This is a genomic window from Novosphingobium beihaiense (assembly GCF_022832375.1).
Taxonomy (GTDB): Bacteria; Pseudomonadota; Alphaproteobacteria; order Sphingomonadales; family Sphingomonadaceae; genus Novosphingobium; species Novosphingobium beihaiensis.
The window spans coordinates 262,064-278,822 of sequence record NZ_JALHLG010000003.1 but is presented as its reverse complement, the minus strand read 5'-3'; the positions used below and the strand labels follow the sequence as shown (position 1 = coordinate 278,822).

At 65.4% G+C, this 16,759-nt stretch carries 11 protein-coding genes; 5 read left to right on the top strand and 6 right to left on the bottom strand.

Annotated elements, in window-relative coordinates; genetic code table 11:
* Nucleotides 1-2: 2 nt before the first annotated feature.
* Nucleotides 3-893, top strand: a complete 891-nt coding sequence (locus MTR66_RS02645) for an SDR family NAD(P)-dependent oxidoreductase (protein WP_243917659.1) — start codon at nucleotides 3-5, stop codon at nucleotides 891-893.
* Complete coding sequence (locus MTR66_RS02640) at nucleotides 890-1,822, top strand: SDR family NAD(P)-dependent oxidoreductase (protein WP_243917657.1); 933 nt, start codon at nucleotides 890-892, stop codon at nucleotides 1,820-1,822. The genes MTR66_RS02645 and MTR66_RS02640 overlap by 4 nt, the downstream gene beginning before the upstream one ends.
* A gap of 158 nt (nucleotides 1,823-1,980) precedes the next feature.
* On the opposite strand, the gene MTR66_RS02635 is transcribed toward MTR66_RS02640, so the two are convergent.
* Both MTR66_RS02635 and MTR66_RS02630 read right to left on the bottom strand, forming a co-directional pair.
* Nucleotides 1,981-3,600, bottom strand: coding sequence for an alkaline phosphatase D family protein (locus MTR66_RS02635; RefSeq protein WP_243917655.1), 1,620 nt, complete (start codon nucleotides 3,598-3,600; stop codon nucleotides 1,981-1,983).
* 20 nt (nucleotides 3,601-3,620) lie between these two features.
* Entirely contained in the window at nucleotides 3,621-5,906 is a 2,286-nt protein-coding gene (locus MTR66_RS02630) for a TonB-dependent receptor (protein WP_243917653.1), read from the bottom strand.
* A 202-nt stretch (nucleotides 5,907-6,108) separates the two neighbouring features.
* Between MTR66_RS02630 and MTR66_RS02625 the strand changes: the two genes are divergently transcribed.
* Nucleotides 6,109-6,972 (top strand): ROK family protein, encoded by an 864-nt coding sequence (locus tag MTR66_RS02625; protein WP_243917651.1) that lies wholly within the window; start codon nucleotides 6,109-6,111, stop codon nucleotides 6,970-6,972.
* A 118-nt stretch (nucleotides 6,973-7,090) separates the two neighbouring features.
* The gene (acpA, locus tag MTR66_RS02620) at nucleotides 7,091-8,728 is read left to right on the top strand and encodes an acid phosphatase (protein ID WP_243917649.1); all 1,638 of its coding nucleotides are present in this window, start codon (nucleotides 7,091-7,093) and stop codon (nucleotides 8,726-8,728) included.
* A gap of 206 nt (nucleotides 8,729-8,934) precedes the next feature.
* Here the strand turns inward: acpA and MTR66_RS02615 are convergent, their stop codons facing one another.
* The 4 genes from MTR66_RS02615 to MTR66_RS02600 form a co-directional block, all read right to left on the bottom strand.
* Nucleotides 8,935-10,806 carry an AMP-binding protein gene (locus MTR66_RS02615; protein WP_243917647.1) on the bottom strand — a complete coding sequence of 624 codons (1,872 nt, stop codon included), beginning with the start codon at nucleotides 10,804-10,806 and terminating at the stop codon, nucleotides 8,935-8,937.
* A gap of 24 nt (nucleotides 10,807-10,830) precedes the next feature.
* Nucleotides 10,831-11,334 carry a GNAT family N-acetyltransferase gene (locus tag MTR66_RS02610; RefSeq protein ID WP_243917645.1) on the bottom strand — a complete coding sequence of 168 codons (504 nt, stop codon included), beginning with the start codon at nucleotides 11,332-11,334 and terminating at the stop codon, nucleotides 10,831-10,833.
* A gap of 86 nt (nucleotides 11,335-11,420) precedes the next feature.
* Complete coding sequence (locus tag MTR66_RS02605; protein ID WP_243917643.1) at nucleotides 11,421-13,088, bottom strand: MFS transporter; 1,668 nt, start codon at nucleotides 13,086-13,088, stop codon at nucleotides 11,421-11,423.
* A gap of 56 nt (nucleotides 13,089-13,144) precedes the next feature.
* Nucleotides 13,145-14,551, bottom strand: coding sequence for a DcaP family trimeric outer membrane transporter (locus MTR66_RS02600; RefSeq protein ID WP_243917640.1), 1,407 nt, complete (start codon nucleotides 14,549-14,551; stop codon nucleotides 13,145-13,147).
* 233 nt (nucleotides 14,552-14,784) lie between these two features.
* On the opposite strand from MTR66_RS02600, the gene acs reads away from it, so the two are divergent.
* A complete protein-coding gene (gene acs, locus MTR66_RS02595; RefSeq protein WP_243917638.1) occupies nucleotides 14,785-16,734 on the top strand; it encodes an acetate--CoA ligase in 1,950 nt (649 codons plus the stop codon).
* The last annotated feature ends 25 nt before the right edge of the window (nucleotides 16,735-16,759 follow it).

Genomic DNA, 16,759 nt, shown 5'->3' with positions numbered 1-16,759 from the left:
CGATGGGCGCTTTGTCGGACAGGCTGAAAGGCAAAGTCGCGGTCGTCACCGGCGCCACGCGCGGCATCGGCAAGGGCACGGCCTGCGCGCTCGCCGAGCATGGCGCGACGGTCTATGTGACCGGGCGCACGGTGAACCCCGGCGGCCATGCGCTGCCCGGCTCGCTGGAAGAGACGGTTGCCGAAGTCGAGGCGCGCGGCGGCAAAGCCGTGGCGGTGGCGATGGATCTGCTGGACGAGGCGCAGATCGCCGCCGTGTTCGCGCAAGTCGCGCGGGACGAAGGGCGGCTCGATGTGCTCGTCAACAATGCCATGGCCATCCCGGACAGCATGACGCAGCGCGCGGGCTTCTGGGAAAAACCGCTCGATGCCGAATGGCAGATCTGGGATACCGGCGCGCGCGCGGCCTTTATCGCCGCCTGGCACGCCGCACGGATCATGGTGCCGCAGGGCTCGGGCCTGATCGCGGCGCTTTCGGGCTATGTGGGGGTGACGTACACCTATGACGTGGTCTTCGGCACCACCAAGACCGCGACCGACCGCATGATCCGCGACATGGGCCACGAGTTGCGCGACACGGGCGTCTCGGCCGTCTCGCTCTGGCAGGGCTTTACTTATACCGAGCGCGCTACCGAGAACCTGAAATCGGTGCCCGGCATGGCGAGCCAGCTCAACAGCGCTGTGGGCTCTTCGCCGGAGTTTCCGGGGCGCGTGATTGCGGCGCTGGCGATGGACCCGCAGCTCAAGGCGCGCTCGGGCGGCAGCTTCATCAATGCCGAACTGGCCGCCGAATATGGCGTGACCGACAAGGATGGGCGCACGATCCCCTCGCTGCGCGAAAGCCGGGGCGCACCGCTCTGGGCGCCGGGCGACACCACATGGAGCGGACAATGAACGTGCACACATCCGAACGCCGGTTCGACGGCCGCGTCGTCGTCGTGACCGGCGGCGCGCGCGGTCTGGGCCGGGCCTATGCGGAAATGGTGGCCGGGCTGGGCGCCAAGGTCGTCGTCAATGACAACGGCAGCGCGCTCTCCGGTTCGGGCAGCGATGCCGGACCTGCCGAGGAGGCGGCGCAGGCCCTGCGCGCGATGGGCGCCGAGGCCGTCGCCAGCACGGACAGCGTGGCGACGCCCGAAGGCGGCAAGGCGATTATCGAGACCGCGCTCGATACTTTCGGCAAGATCGACGTGCTGATCCACAATGCCGGAAACAACCGCTTCGCCGCGCTGGCGGAAACCAGTTACGAGGATTTCCGCGCCGTGCTCGATGTGCACATGCTCGGCGCCTTTCACGTCGTGCGCCCCGCGTTTGAACGGATGGTGAAGGACGGATACGGCCGCGTGGTGCTGACGGGCTCGATCGGCGGGCTCTATTCGATGCCGGGCGTGGTGAACTATGCGATGTCCAAGTCCGCGATGATCGGGCTCAACAACATCGTCGCGATCGAGGGCAAGGATTTCGGGGTGAAGTCCAACGTGATCCTGCCCGGCGCGGTGACGCGCATGGCCGAAGGGCTCGATACTTCGCAATATCCGCCGATGGGGCCGGAACTGGTGGCGCCGGTGGTCGGCTTTCTGGCGCACGAAAGCTGCCCGGTTACGGGCGAGATGTACGTCTCGGTCGCCGGGCGCATCGCGCGGGCTTTCATTACCGAGACCGAAGGCGTCTATCAGCCGTCGTGGACCATCGACGAGGTGGCCGGGCAACTCGATGCGATCCGCGACGACAGCCGCCAGTGGACGTTCCACCCGGCCGAGGATGGGTTCGGCCAGCATCTGGCCCGCAGCTTCGCCATGGCCACGGCAAAGGCTGCGGGCTGATCCCAAGACACGTTGAAAGCCCTCTCCCCTTCAGGGCAGAGGGTTGGGAGAGGGGATTGCGTGCCCGCGCCCCTCTCAACTGCGGCTAGCGAGCAAGCTCGCAAGCCTGCGTATCTCTCCCCTGAAGGGGAGAGAGCAGATCGTGCGCTGGCGCCTGTTCAGGCCTTGGTGAAGCGGCGTTCGCCCCACTTCACGCCCAGAGTGTGATCCTGCACGCCCTCTGTCGTGCGGGCGGCGACGGTGCTCAGGAAGTGCCAGGTGCCCTGCACCTCTTCCGGGGTGAGCTGCAGCGAGACATAGCCGCGGCGGCTGGTATCGGTGAAAGTCAGGGCCGGGTTGGTCTCCTGCACCATCGCGGCAAGATTGCGCGGCGCGATGGTGGGCAGGAAGCTTTCGAAGCCGGACGAAGTGACCGAGTGCCCGGCGAATTCGACGCCCGCCGCCTCGCTGCCGAGGCTGAGTTCGTTGCCCCAGGCATTGTGGCTGTCCCCCGAAAGCACGACGAGGTTGCAGTCCGCCTCGCGCGCGGCGCGCAGCAGGCGTTCGCGGGCGGCGGGATAGCCGTCCCACGAATCCATGTTGAAGGGCAGGCCCATCTTCGAGGCGGCGGCAGAGACCATCGCCCGCATCCGGCTCTTGGGATCGGCAGAGGCCGGGGTGAGGTCCGCCAGCGCCGGAGGCGCGCGCAGATTGCCCATCACGATTTCCTGCGCCAGCACCTGCCAGCGGGTTCCGGACTTCACCGAATCCCGGAATCCCTTGTAGAGCCAGGCTTCCTGCGTGGCGCCCATCAGCGTCCGCTCCGGAGACATCCACGGACCGTCGCGGAATGCGGCCAGAGCCTTGGCAATGTCTGTCTGCCCCTTGAGCGCATCGCCGAGGCTGAGCTGCTTGGCGCGCGCGGAGACGCGGGTTTCGGGGCGGAAGATCGTGGCCAGCGTGCCGATCTGGAAGCTGTTGTAGAGGTCGTCCGAAACCGGCATCCATTCGCGGTAGGCACGCATCGCCGCCGCCTTGCGCACGGACCAGAGGCCTTCGGTTTTGGGATCGTGGTTTTCGGCGCCGTTCTGCCAGTCGTCATTGGCGAATTCATGATCGTCCCACTGCGCGATCATCGGGAACTGCTGGTGCAGGCGGCGCAGATCGGAATCGAGGCGGTAGCAGGCGAAGCGCAGGCGGTAATCGGCGAGCGTCACGGTTTCGTGTTTCGGTTCGATCTCGCGGCCTTGCATCACCGTTTCGGGATAGTGGCCGGGCTGGTATTCGTAGAAATAGTCACCGACATGGACCATCAGGTCCAGATCGCCGCGCTTGGCGGCATGGGCATAGGCATTGAACCAGCCGAACGGCATGTTCGAGCAGGAAAACAGGCCGATGCCGAAACGCGAAACATCGCTCACCGGCAGCGTGCGGGTGCGGCCCACTTCGCTTTTGGTGCCGTCGGGCGCCACGAAGCGGTAGAAATACCACTTGTCCGGCTCCAGCCCGGTCACGACCAGCTTGGCGCAATTGTCATGCTCGGGAGACGCCACGACATCGCCGCCGCCCGCGATCTGTTTGAACTCTTCGTCATGCGAGACTTCGCAGTGCAGCCGGGTTTCGCCCGAACCGACATAGCGGGTCCACAGCAGCACCGAATGGGCCGCAGGCTCGCCGCTGGCAATGCCGTGGGTAAAGCCGCGCGCGATCAGGACTTGCGCGACGCCGGGCGTGGAAAGCGCGGCAAGGCCGAAAGCTCCGGCCTTGATGAGCAGGCGGCGGTCGATGGCGAGTGTCATGGTGTTCTCCGGCAGCAGGATCAGTAGCGGGCGGTCAGTTCGATGCCGTAAGTGCGCGGCTCGGCGGGAATGAACGTCGGGTAACCGAAGCCGCCGCCGGTATTGCCGGCATCGAGCAGATAGCGCTTGTCGGTCAGGTTGCGCGCATAGCCCGCCACTTCGAACCGGTCGTTGGCGAAGGAGACGCCGCCGCGCAGGTTCACCAGCGTCACCGGATCCTGGCTGATCGCTTCGCTGTTGGGCAGTTCGAAGTAGATCTTGCTGCGATAGGTCACGCTCGGCGTCAGGAACACGCGGGTGTTTTCCGTCACCGGCGCATTCAGCATGAAGCCTGCCGCCCACTGCCACTTGGGCTGGAGGCGGAACTGGTTGCCGGCATAGACGCCGTTGGAGGCCGTATCGTCCACGCCGCCGCTGATGAAGCCGAAGTTGCCGAAGGCGCGCAGCCAGTCGGTGAAGCGCGCTTCGATCTCGCCCTCGACGCCGAGGTTGGCGGCGGAACCGGCGCTTTCCGTGATGGTCCTGCCGGTGGGCTGGCCGGTTGTGTTGTCGATTTCCAGGATCGTTACCTGGAAGTTGCTGTAGTCGTCATAATAGACCCCCAGCGACCCGGAGAAGATGCCCGCGCTGCCCTTGATACCGGCTTCGTAGTTCCAGACCTTTTCGGCCGGGATCGTGCTGAGCGCGGGAACCGGGCCGGGCGCGGCCGAAAGCTGGACCACCGGCGAGCGGCGGCCTTCGGAAACCGTGGCATAGAGGTTCAGGTTGGGCGTGAGGTGATAGAGCACGTTGAAGCGCGGCAGTACGGCCGAGAAGGAACGCTCCGCCCGGAAGAAATCGCCGCCGGTATCGGTGACGGGCAGCAGCGGCACGCCCGCCAGCACAGCGTTCGGCTGGAAGGAACCGTAGCCCGAACGGCGCTTTTCGATCAGCACGCGCGCGCCTGCGGTCAGTTCCAGCCTCGATGACGGTTTCCACGTTGCGTCACCGAACATGGACCAGGTCTGGTTGCGGCCCTTGTTCTCGAACCAGCTCGAATAGGGAATGGCGGTGGCCAGGCCGCCGCTCGCCAGCCCCGTCGCCGCAGAGGCGGTGACGGTGTTGTCAGGCGCGACGCAGCCGAGGCCCGGGATGATGTTCAGCGTGCACTGCAGATACGTGCCTTCCTCGGTCGAGAAGGGGACGTTCTGGTAGCTGTCCTCGATGAAGTAGTTCCAGCCGAACGAGGCGCGCCACTGATCGTCGCTATAGGTAAAGCGGCCTTCGTGGCTGGCTTCCCAGCCCTTGGCATGTTCGGCGAATTCGAGATACCAGGCGGCCGAGCCATCGGCATCGAACACTTCGCGCGCATCGAAATCGCGGTAGCCGTTGACCGTGGTGAAGTTCCAGCCGTCTGCGAAGTCCCAGCTCGCGGTGAAGTTCACGTCGTAGACGTCGCGGGTGAGGCCCAGCTTGTCCGCGCCCAGCACGGCGCCCGAAAGCGGCGAGCCGCCGAGGTAGGCCGGTCCGTACACGCCATCGACGGCCGTCGATCCCAGCGACTTGCTGAGGAACGGCGTGCCGGAATTGCGCTCGCGGTCATAGGTGAAGATGAGGTCCGCAGTGAAATCGCTGGTCGGCGTGTAGCGCAGCGATCCGCGCAGGCCGAGCTGGTCCTGCGCATAGAGATCGTCCTGCCCCGGGGCGAGATTGGGAACATAGCCGTCGCGCTTGATCCACTGCCCGGCGATGCGCCCGGCCAGCACGTCGTTGCCGGCATTGACATGGCCTTCCAGCTTGTAGGCATCGTAATTGCCATAGCTGCCGGTGAGTTCGGCCGAAACGCCGGGCTGCGGCTTGGCCGAAATCATGCTGATCGCGCCGATCGCAGCCGCCGTGCCGAACAGGGTCGCCTGCGGGCCTTTGACGACTTCGACGCGTTCCAGATCGTAAAGGCCCTGATAGGCCCCGCGCGAACGCGAGATATCGACGCCGTTGTAGTAGAGCGTGACGCGCGGCGACTGCTGCGCCGAGCCGCTGTCGGAGGTGATGCCGCGGATCACGAAACCGGGGTTGTTGGCGCTCTGCACCTGCACATTGAGGCCGGGCACATAGTTTGAGAGGTCGCCAAGGTTGGTCACGCCCAGTTCGCGGATGCGTTCCTGCGTTTCGACCGACATCGTGATCGGCACGTCGACGGCACGCTGCTTCACTTTCTGCGCGGTGACGACGATGGAATTGGCGTCGAGCTGGACTTCGCCAGCGGGCGCGTCCGCCTCTGCCGCGAAAGCGGTCGTGTGGATCCCGGCAAGGCAAGACCCTGCCATCAGCACTGCGAACAAAGCCCCTGGTTTCAATTTCATTTCCTTTGGATGCGACATTTTGAATATGTGGGGCCCGATAGGCGGGCTGCGTGACGTTTCAATGTCGCATTGCAACAAAGCGGTGCGCTTGGGGGGCAGCGGTGTTAACCGGCCGGAGGCTCGGTGCTGGCGCAATGTGGCTTGCCGGGGCAGATCTGGGATAGCGATGGCACGGAAAACCTACGGATTGATCGAGGCTGGCGGCACCAAGTTCGTGCTGGGTATCGCCCATGGCCCGGATGCGGTGCTGGAAACGATACGAATTCCCACGACAGCCCCGGACGAGACGATCGGCGCGGTTTGCGAATGGTTCGGCGCGCGCGGGCCGCTCGATGCGATTGGCCTCGCCAGCTTCGGGCCTGTCGAACTGGACAGGGCCTCGCCGAAGTGGGGGCATATCCTCAACACGCCCAAGCCGGGCTGGAGCGGAGCAGATCTTGCCGGGCCGCTGGCGCGCGCGTTTTGTTGCCCGGTAAGCGTTGATACCGATGTAAATGCGGCAGCGCTGGCGGAAAGCCGCTGGGGCGCGGGGCAGGGGCAGCGCTGCGTGGTCTACCTGACGGTGGGAACCGGGATCGGCGGCGGTGCCGTGATCGAGGGGCAAACCCTGCGTGGCCTCTCGCATCCAGAGATGGGACATATCCGCACGCCCCGGCACGAAGCGGACAAGGCTTTTGCCGGGATCTGTCCGTTCCATGGCGATTGCCTTGAAGGCATGGCGTCCGGGCCTGCCGTGATCGCGCGCTATGGCCATTCGCTTTCGCAATTGCCTGCCGGTCATCCGGGGCAGGGGATCATCGCCTGGTACCTCGCGCAGGCGGCCGTCACGGTACAGGCCATGCTGGAGCCGGGACGCCTGATCTTCGGCGGCGGTGTGATGGAGACGCCGGGACTTGTCGAACGGGTGCGGGAAGAGGCCGCGAGGCTGGGCGGAGGCTATTTCCGGGGCCAGCCCGCCGATGTGATCGTGCGGCCGGGGCTGGGCGAACGGTCCGGGCTGCTGGGGGCGCTGGCGCTGGCGGGTGGCTGACACGGGCGCCCATCAAGCATTTCACCCGTCATGGAAAATTCGGCGGCAAGGTGATTGACGCGGGTCCATCCGCCGTCACAAACAGCGCCCACTGCCTTACCCCCAAAGGAGCCTTCCGATGTCCGATTCCTTCCATCCTGACCGCCGCGAGTTTCTGGGCGGTCTGGCCGCCACGCTGGGCGCCGCCGCAGCCGTGTCCGGCGGAGAGGCCGAGGCGCGCGCGGCGAAGCCGGGCAGCCCGAAGCCGGTCAGCGATGCCCGTCTGCGCGATGCGATCGACACGGTCGTGGTGATCTATGCGGAAAACCGCAGCTTCAACAATCTCTTCGCGGATTTTCCGGGGCTGGAAGAGCCATTGTCGCAAGTGCCGCCCGAACGCTTCATCCAGCGCGACCGCGACGGCACGCCGCTGGAGAAGCTGCCGAAGATCTGGGAAGGGCTGATCCCGCACAAGCAGGTGGTCGAACACGCCGAATACCAGGTCGGCCCGGACGATCTGCCGCTGATGCCCAATGCGCCTTTCGCGCTGAAAACCCCCGAAGGCGATCCGCTGCCGCACGGGCTGGTGACGCGCGACCTGATCCACGCCTTCTATCACAACCAGTTGCAGATCAACGGCGGCCGTAACGACGGGTTCGCGGCCTGGAGCGATGCTGGCGGGCTGGTCATGGGGTATTACGGAGACAACCGCTCGCAGCTGCGCCTGTGGCAGATCGCGCGCGAGTTCACGCTGTGCGACAATTTCTTCATGGGCGCGTTCGGCGGCTCATTCCTCAATCACCAGTACCTGATCGCCGCGCAGCCGCCGTTCTATCCCGATGCGGACAAGGGGCCTGCGGCCAATCGCATTGCGCAAGTGGATGGCGATCCCAAGGGTATTCGCCTGAAGCTCGATCCCAAGACTCCCGCCAGTGCCATGGATGGCCCGGCGCGTTTCGTGACGAGCTCGCTCTCGCCTGATTTCTGGGCGGTCAACACGATGCTGCCGCCCTATGCGCCGACTTACCAGCTCGATCCTGCCCGGCCAGGATATGCTGACTGGTCGAACGGACACACGCTGGTGCCGCAGCAGCACAAGACCATCGGCGATGCGCTCTCCGTCAAAGGCGTGGACTGGGCCTGGTACGCGGGCGGCTGGGACGCCGCGCTGGAAGGGCAAGCGAACGACGGTTCCTACCCCTCGCGCCCGAATTTCCAGCCGCATCACCAGCCGTTCAATTACTACAGCCGCTTCGCCCCCGGCACGGCGGACCGTGCCGCGCACTTGCGCGATGCGGGCGAGGGCAGCACCGCGCGCACCAACCATTTCCTCGCCGCGGCCGAGGCGGGCAAGCTGCCGCCGGTCACGTTCTACAAGCCGCAGGGCAATCTCAACATGCACGCGGGCTATTCGGACGTGGACGCGGGCGACCGGCACATCTCGGCGGTGGTCGATGCCCTGCGCGCCAGCCCGCAGTGGGAGCGGATGCTGGTGGTCATCGCGTTCGATGAGAACGGCGGCTGGTGGGATCACGTCGCCCCGCCCAAGGGCGACCGCTGGGGGCCGGGCACGCGCATTCCCGCGATGGTCGTCTCCCCGCACGCGCGCAAGGGCAGCGTCGATCACACGGTGTACGATACCGGCTCGATCGCGCGCTTCATCACCCGCCGTTTCGGGCTGGAGAAGCTGCCCGGGCTTGCCATGCGCGAACAGGCGATGGCCGCCGCAGGCGGCGTCGCGCCCGGAGATCTGACTGGAGCGCTGGATCTGGGGTAAGGCGCAAAACGCCCATAGTCATTGCTAGGCTCGTTCGAACCTTGCAATGACTATGGGCGTCAGAGCCTCCCGCGTGAAATCCGCCCTACCTCCGCTCACCCTGAGCTTGTCGAAGGGTGCTGACCCCAGCGTTGCGCCAGTACCCTTCGACAAGCTCAGGGTGAGCGGGGTTTGATTCAGGTCTCCTGCAGTCTGTTCTAGGCCAGTCAGCCATGCACGATCCCGTGCAGCGTGGCCGGAACCGACGCGTCCTCGATCGTCGCGGGCGTGTCGTAGGGTCTGCCGTTGACGATCTTGCGCAGCAGGTTGCGCAGGATCTTGCCCGAGCGCGTCTTGGGCAATTGCGGCACGGCATAGACGGTCTTGAGCGCCGCGACCGGGCCCAGTTCCTCGCGCACGGCGCTCACCACGCGTTTGACCAGCGTCTCGTCGGTTTCCGCGCCTGCGCGGGCGACCACGAAGGCAACCGGGATCATGCCCTTGATCGCATCGTCCGCGCCGATCACCGCGCATTCGGCCACGCCGTCTTCCTGCGCGACGATCTGTTCCATCTGGCCGGTTGAGAGGCGGTGCCCGGCGACATTGATGATGTCGTCGGTGCGGCCCATGATGTTGAGGAAACCGTCCGCATCGAAGTGCCCGGCATCGCCCGTCTCGTAGTAGCCGGGAAAGCCCTCGAAGTTCTTGGCATAGCCTTTCGGGTTGTTCCACAGCGTGCGGAACGCGCCGGGCGGCAGCGGCGCCTTGATCGCGACCGAGCCGCTTTCTCCGTCGGGGACGGGCTTGCCGTCGTCGCCCAGGATGGTGAAGGCATAGCCCGGCACCGGGAAGCCCGCGCTGCCGCGCTTGCGGCGCAAGTCGCCCAGCGCAAAGCACGTGGCGATGGCGGGCCAGCCGAGTTCGGTCTGCCACCAGTGATCGATCACCGGCAGGCCGGATTTCTCTTCGAGCCAGGCGATGGTGTCGGGATCGGCGCGCTCACCGGCCAGAAAGATGGCCTGACAGGGGCCAGTGCCGGTTTCGGTGAGGAATGTGGCGTCCGGGTCTTCCTTGCGCACGGCGCGGATCGCGGTGGGGGCGGTGAAGAAGGCCTTTACGCCGTGGCGGTCTATAGTGCGCCAGAACGTGCCGGGATCGGGCGTGCCCACCGGCTTGCCCTCGAACAGCACCGTCGTCGCGCCTGCCAGCAGCGGGGCATAGACGATGTAGCTGTGGCCCACGACCCAGCCCACGTCCGATGCCGCCCAGAACACGTCGCCCGCGCCGATGCCGTAGATATTGGCCATCGACCATGTGAGCGCGGTGGCATGGCCGCCATTGTCGCGCACGACGCCCTTGGGTGTGCCGGTCGTGCCCGAAGTGTAGAGGATATAGAGCGGATCGCTGGCCGCCACCGGCACGCAGGCGGGAACCGGCGCCTGCGCGGTCTGTTCGCGCAGGGCCATCCAGTCGAGATCGCGCGGGGCGCAAAGCGGCGCCGTCACTTGCTCGCGCTGGAACAGCACGGCGTGATCGACCGCGTGCTTCGCCAGCTTCAGCGCTTCGTCGACCATCGGCTTGTAGGCAATGGTGCGCTGGCCCTCGATGCCGCAAGACGCGGCCATCAGCACTTTGGGCGCGGCATCGTCGATGCGTTTGGCGAGTTCCAGCGGAGCGAAGCCGCCGAACACCACCGAATGGATTGCGCCGAGCCGCGCGCAGGCCAGCATGGCAAAGACTGTCTGCGGGATCATCGGCATGTAGATCACCACGCGGTCGCCCTTCGTCACCCCCAACGCTGCGAGCATGGCGGCGACGCGGCCCACTTCCTCCAGCAGTTCGGCATATGTGAAAGTCTGGACCGTGCCGGTGACCGGGCTGTCGTAGATCAGCGCTTTGGCATCGCCCCGCCCGGCGGCGACATGGCGGTCCACCGCGTTGTGGCAGGTGTTGATCTGCCCGCCGGGGAACCACCCGTCCGCCTCGCTCCAGCCGGAGGCAGGTGCCTGTGCCCAGTCCAGGGCTTTGGCGGCTTCGAGCCAGAATCCCTGCGGATTGTCGATGCTGGCCTGCCAGGCGGCTTTGTAGGCGTTACTCATTCCGGTCTCCGTAAGAGGCTTGTTTCAGCGCAGGATCTTCGAGAGCAGGACCAGCGTGGGGTCGTCGTCGAACGGTTCGGGGGTGAAGCCCTTTTCGCGCTCCAGTTCGATGGCAGCATGATTGTCGCGGCTTTCGATGGAGATGACTCGGCGCACCCCGCGCTCCCGCGCTTCCCCGGCCAGGAAATCGAGCATGGCCCACCCCACGCCCTTGCCCTTGTAATCGCTGCGGATGGAAACCGCGATTTCGGCGGTGTCGAGTGCGGCATCGCAGGCCAGCAAGGCGGAGGCGACCAGTTCCCCGCCGTCAAAGGCCAGGAAGCTTTCCGACTGGAAATGGTCCGCCTTCAGCAGCGGCGCCATCTGTTCGTGGCTGACGTGCTCGCTTGCCGAGAGAAAACGAAAACGCCGGTCATCGTCGCTGACGGCGTCGAAAAAGGTGCTCAGCGCAGCTTCGTCGGCTTCGGTAGCCGGGCGGACGGTCAGGCGGATGCCGGTGCGGGTGGTGAGGTGATCTGTCTTGGTCATGATGACTCCATCGGCTGAACCAAAAGGGAGCGCCGCGCCTTGACCGGAGGCAATTTCCTCCATCGGGGCGCGGCGCCGTGAGACAATCAGGCGTCGATATTTCTCCTGAACGTCTCGGGCAGGAAGAGCAGGCCGATGACCACGGTCGCCACGGCCACCACGACCGGATACCACAGGCCGTAGTAGATATCGCCGGTGGCCGCGACCATCGCGAAGGCCGTGGTCGGCAGGAAGCCGCCGAACCAGCCGTTGCCGAGGTGATAGGGCAGCGACATCGAGGTATAACGGATGTTGCTCGGGAACAGTTCCACCAGCATGGCGGCGATCGGGCCGTAGACCATGGTGACGAGGATCACGAGGTAGAACAGGATCGCGACCACCGTGACCGTGTCGATCTGCGCGGGATCGGCTTTGGCCGGATAGCCTGCTTCTGCCAGCGTGGTCTTGATCCGCTCCTGGTAGGCCTTGATTGCGGCTGCCCGGTCTTCGCCGGTGACTTCGGCCGGATTGGGCGCGGTCAGCGTCTGGCCGCCGATCGAAACCGAAGCGAGCGTGCCCGAGGGGGCCTGCGCATTGGTGTAATTGATGCCGCTCTTGGCGAGGAAGGCCTTGGCGATATCGCAGCTCGACGCGTCGAACTTGTTCTTGCCGATCGGGTCGAACTGGAACGAGCATTCGGCGTCGTTGGCCGTCACGACCACCGGCGCGGTCTGCGAGGCCCGGGCGAGGGCCGGGTTGGCGGCATCGGACAGCGCATGGAAGGCCGGGAAGTACGTGAGCGCCCCCAGCGCGCAGCCGCCCAGGATCAGGTACTTGCGCCCGATCCGGTCCGACAGCCAGCCGAAGAACACGAAGAACGGGGTGCCGAGCGCCAGCGCAATGGCGATCAGGTAATTCGTCGTCGCGCCATCCACCTTGAGGATCTTTTCGAGGTAGAACATCGCGTAGAACTGGCCGGTGTACCAGACCACCGCCTGCCCGGCGACGGCGCCGAACAGCGCGATCAGCACAAATTTCAGATTGCCCCACTTGCCGAAGGAATCCTTGATCGGCGATTTCGAAGTCGTGCCTTCGTCCTTCATCTTCTGGTAGACGGGGCTCTCGTTGAGCTGGAGGCGAATCCACATCGAAACCGCCAGCAGCACCGCCGAAAGCAGGAACGGCACGCGCCAGCCCCAGCCCGCGAACATGTCCTCGCCCATGCCGGTGCGCACGCCCAGCACGATCAGCAGCGCGGCGAAGAGGCCGAAAGTTGCGGTGATCTGGATGAAGCTGGTATAGAGGCCGCGCCGGTTGTTGGGCGCGTGCTCGGCCACATAAGTCGCCGCACCGCCATATTCGCCGCCCAGCGCCAGGCCCTGCACGATGCGCAGCGCCACCAGAATGATGGGAGAGGCAATGCCGATGGTGTCATAGCCGGGGAGCAGGCCGACCGCGAAAGTCGAAAGGCCCATCAGCGCCATGGTGACCAGAAACGTGTACTTGCGCCCCACAAGGTCGCCCACGCGGCCGAACACCAGCGCGCCGAACGGCCGCACCGCAAAACCCGCCGCGAAAGCGCCGAGGGCGAGGATGAACCCGGTCGTCTCGTTCACGCCCGCGAAGAAGACTTTCGAAATGAACGTGGCCAGCAGGCCGTAGAGGTAGAAATCGTACCATTCGAATACGGTGCCGAGCGACGAGGCGGTGATGACGAGTTTCTCGTCATGCGTTGCCTTGTGGTGCTTCGGCATGGCGTCATAAGTCGTAGCCATTGCTCACTCTCCCAGGTGGGCCCGGTGCTGTCGTTGCAGGACCGGGCAAGTCATCGTCAGAAGCTGTACTTCGCGGCGAATTCCAGGCGGTCGAGCGCGCCGTCGGCGCCGCTGACCAGTTCCCGCTCGCCGTGCCGGTATTCGAAACCGAGATCGATGTTCCGGACCGGCGAGTAGAACACGTTGGCCGCCGCGCTCCAGGCCTGCTTGTTGTAAGCGGCCAGTGCGGCGGAACTCAGGGCGTCCGCGTAATCGACGTGCTGGTAACTGCCCATCACGTTGATGCGCCACTGCGGGGCGATGGCGATGCGCGCGGCGGCGAGCGCGGCGATCACGTTCACGCTTTCCAGCTTGCTGGTGGCGGGCACGTAGACCGCATCGGGCGCGAAATTGAGGCCGATGTAGCGGCTGGCGTTGTGCCCGTATGTCACCATGGCCCGCACATCGCTGGACTTTGCATCGTTGAGCCAGATCTTGCCCGCCGCGCTGATGCCCCAGCCGAACGCGCTGTCTCCCATGCCCGCCGAATCGACGCGCACCTGCCGGGCCAGCAGCGCCAGCGAGCCTTCCCCGGCCTTGCCCGCATAAGCGAGGCGGGCGGCGAAATCGGGGATGCGGTCGTCGCCGTTCTCGGTCAGGGCGGGGGTGCCCAGCGTGGCCGTTCCCGACTCGGGTTCCTCGATGGATGCGTGCAGGGCCAGACCCCGGCCAAGCGGGAGGCTGTAGCGGATCACCGGCTGGCGCACGAAGACCGTGCCTTCGGTCGTGCCGACGAAATCGGTGCTTTCGGGCAGGGCGCCGGTGTACTGGAAAGTCGACCAGTCCTGACCGATGGTGATGCGGCCCACTTTCATCCAGGCGCGGCGCAAGGCCAGGTTATAGCCATTGGTGGTGCGCTGCGAGCCTTGCGTGCCGGGTGAGGTCTGGAAATCGACTTCCACGTATCCTTTCACGCTCTGCCCGCCCACGGCCGTGTCCAGATTGAGCCAGAAGCGCGATTGCTTGGCGGTAAAATCCTCGACCTTCTGGGCCTTGCCGCCGCCGGTTGGAAGCGCTTGCGGCAGATAGAAGTCGCGGCCGAGCGAGTTGGTGGCCACTTCGCCGTCGCTGAAGCGGCTGGCCGATGCGACCATCTTGATATAGCCGCCCAGTTTGATCGTGGTGTCGCCGGATTTGAAGCCGTCCGCCTGCGGCTGGCTTTCCACGGCGGCGACTTTCGCGGCGGTTTCTTCGGTCTTGGCATTGGCGGCGGCAATCGCGGTTTGGGCCTGCTCGGCGCTGGCGGCCTGTTCCTGGCGCGCGGCGGCGAGATCGGCCCGCAATTGCTGCATTTCCGCTTCCAGCCTTTCGAGGCGGGCTTCGAGCCGGGCTTCGCGGCCGGTTTGTGCAAAGGCGGCTTGCGGGGTGATCAATGCACTGGCCGCCAGCAGCGCGCCGGTAAGGCCCCTGTTGGTGTTTGTCATCATCCTCTCCTTCCCGTGCCTGGCTGCCGCCTAGTGCTCTGGCGGCATTCCGTGGCCGTGATACCTTTGGCCCTTGAGAAGGAGAGCGGCCATCCCGACCTTGGTGGGGTCTCTACGACCAATGTCTAATGCCGCAGCGCGGCTTGCCTTGTGATAAGGACATCTGCAAAGTCGGGGCGACCCGTGCAAAGCCGGGACCACCCGGCGAGACCCACCGGAGAGGAGATGATGGAATGACCGAGGCGATATATCCGGTTCCCGGCGAATGGGCCGAGGGCGCGCTGATCAGCAACGAGCGCTATCTGGACATGCACCGGCGCTCGGTAACCGACCCGGACGGTTTCTGGCGCGAGGAAGCGCAGCGGATCGACTGGATCAAGCCGTTCAGCGTGGTCAAGCAGACCAGCTTTGACGAAGCGGACTTCGGCATTTCGTGGTTCACTGACGGCACGCTCAACCTCTCGGCCAATTGCCTCGACCGCCATCTGGCCGAGCGGGGCGACGCGGTCGCGATCCTGTGGGAGCCGGACGATCCGAAGAACCCGGAGCGCCGCATTACCTACCGCGAACTGCACGAACAGGTCTGCAAGTTCGCCAATCTCCTCAAGGAGCGCGGCGTCAAGAAGGGCGAGCGCGTTACCATCTACCTGCCGATGGTGCCCGAAGCGGCCGTGGCCATGCTCGCCTGCGCGCGGATCGGGGCGATCCATTCGATCGTCTTCGCCGGTTTCTCGCCCGATGCGCTGGCTGGGCGCATCACCGATTGCGACAGCAATGTCGTGCTCACCGCCGACGAAGGTCTGCGCGGGGGCAAGCACGTTCCGCTGAAAGCCAATGTCGATGAGGCGCTGGCGCAGTGCCACGGCGTCGATACCGTGATCGTGCTCGAACATACCGGCGCGGGCGTGCCGATGGTGGACGGGCGCGATATCGACTGGGCCTCGTCCGTTGCGGGCATGTCCGCCGATTGCGAACCCGAGGAAATGAACGCGGAAGACCCGCTGTTCATCCTCTACACTTCCGGCTCGACCGGCAAACCCAAGGGCGTGCTGCACACAACCGGCGGCTATTCGGTCTGGGCCTCGATGACGCACGAATATGTCTTCGATTACCGGCCGGGGCAGATTTACTGGTGCGCCGCCGATATCGGCTGGGTCACGGGCCATTCCTATGTCGTTTACGGCCCGCTGATGAACGGTGCGACCACGGTGATGTTCGAGGGCGTGCCCAACTTCCCCGACGCCAGCCGGTTCTGGCAAGTGGTCGACAAGTTCGATGTCGAGATCTTCTACGGCGCACCCACCGCCTTGCGCGCACTGATGCGCGAGGGGGACGAGTGGGTGAAGAAGACCAGCCGCAAGTCCCTGCGCCTGCTGGGGTCTGTAGGCGAGCCGATCAACCCGGAAGCTTGGGAATGGTATCACAAGGTGGTGGGCGAGGGGCGCTGCCCGATCGTCGATACCTGGTGGCAGACCGAAACCGGCGGCGTGATGATCACTCCGCTGCCCGGCGCCACCGCGCTCAAACCCGGTTCGGCCACGCGCCCGATGTTCGGCGTGCAGCCCAAGCTGCTCGACAACGATGGCGTGGAGATCGAGGGGCCGGGCGACGGTTGCCTGGTCATCACCGATTCCTGGCCGGGCCAGATGCGCACCGTCTGGGGCGATCACGAGCGCTTCTTCCAGACCTATTTCAGCACTTTCAAGGGGTACTACTTCACCGGCGACGGCTGCCGCCGCGACGAGGACGGGTACTACTGGATCACCGGCCGTATCGACGATGTGATCAATGTCTCGGGCCACCGCATGGGCACCGCGGAGATCGAAAGCGCGCTGGTGGCGCACCACAAAGTGGCCGAGGCCGCCGTCGTGGGAATGCCGCACGAGATCAAGGGACAGGGCATCTATGCCTTCGTCACCTGCAATGCCGAAGTCGAACCCGACGAGGCGTTGCGCAAGGAACTGGTCCAGTGGGTCCGGCATGAGATCGGCCCGATCGCCACGCCCGATGTGATCCAGTTCGCGCCGGGCCTGCCCAAGACCCGCTCGGGCAAGATCATGCGCCGCATCCTGCGCAAGATCGGCGAGAACGATTTCTCCAACCTCGGCGACACCTCGACTCTTGCGGACCCTTCCGTCGTCGATAACCTCATCGCGAACAGGCCGCAGCCGGCCGACGCGTGATGATGACACTCGTGATGACACGCAT

Coding starts and splice junctions, on each gene's coding strand:
- acs (WP_243917638.1), top strand. CDS start 14,785: ATGACCGAGGCGATATATCCGGTTCCCGGCGAATGGGCCGAGGGCGCG.
- MTR66_RS02635 (WP_243917655.1), bottom strand. CDS start 3,600: ATGACACTCGCCATCGACCGCCGCCTGCTCATCAAGGCCGGAGCTTTC.
- MTR66_RS02615 (WP_243917647.1), bottom strand. CDS start 10,806: ATGAGTAACGCCTACAAAGCCGCCTGGCAGGCCAGCATCGACAATCCG.
- MTR66_RS02605 (WP_243917643.1), bottom strand. CDS start 13,088: ATGGCTACGACTTATGACGCCATGCCGAAGCACCACAAGGCAACGCAT.
- MTR66_RS02630 (WP_243917653.1), bottom strand. CDS start 5,906: ATGGCAGGGTCTTGCCTTGCCGGGATCCACACGACCGCTTTCGCGGCA.
- MTR66_RS02600 (WP_243917640.1), bottom strand. CDS start 14,551: ATGACAAACACCAACAGGGGCCTTACCGGCGCGCTGCTGGCGGCCAGT.
- acpA (WP_243917649.1), top strand. CDS start 7,091: ATGTCCGATTCCTTCCATCCTGACCGCCGCGAGTTTCTGGGCGGTCTG.
- MTR66_RS02625 (WP_243917651.1), top strand. CDS start 6,109: ATGGCACGGAAAACCTACGGATTGATCGAGGCTGGCGGCACCAAGTTC.
- MTR66_RS02610 (WP_243917645.1), bottom strand. CDS start 11,334: ATGACCAAGACAGATCACCTCACCACCCGCACCGGCATCCGCCTGACC.
- MTR66_RS02645 (WP_243917659.1), top strand. CDS start 3: ATGGGCGCTTTGTCGGACAGGCTGAAAGGCAAAGTCGCGGTCGTCACC.
- MTR66_RS02640 (WP_243917657.1), top strand. CDS start 890: ATGAACGTGCACACATCCGAACGCCGGTTCGACGGCCGCGTCGTCGTC.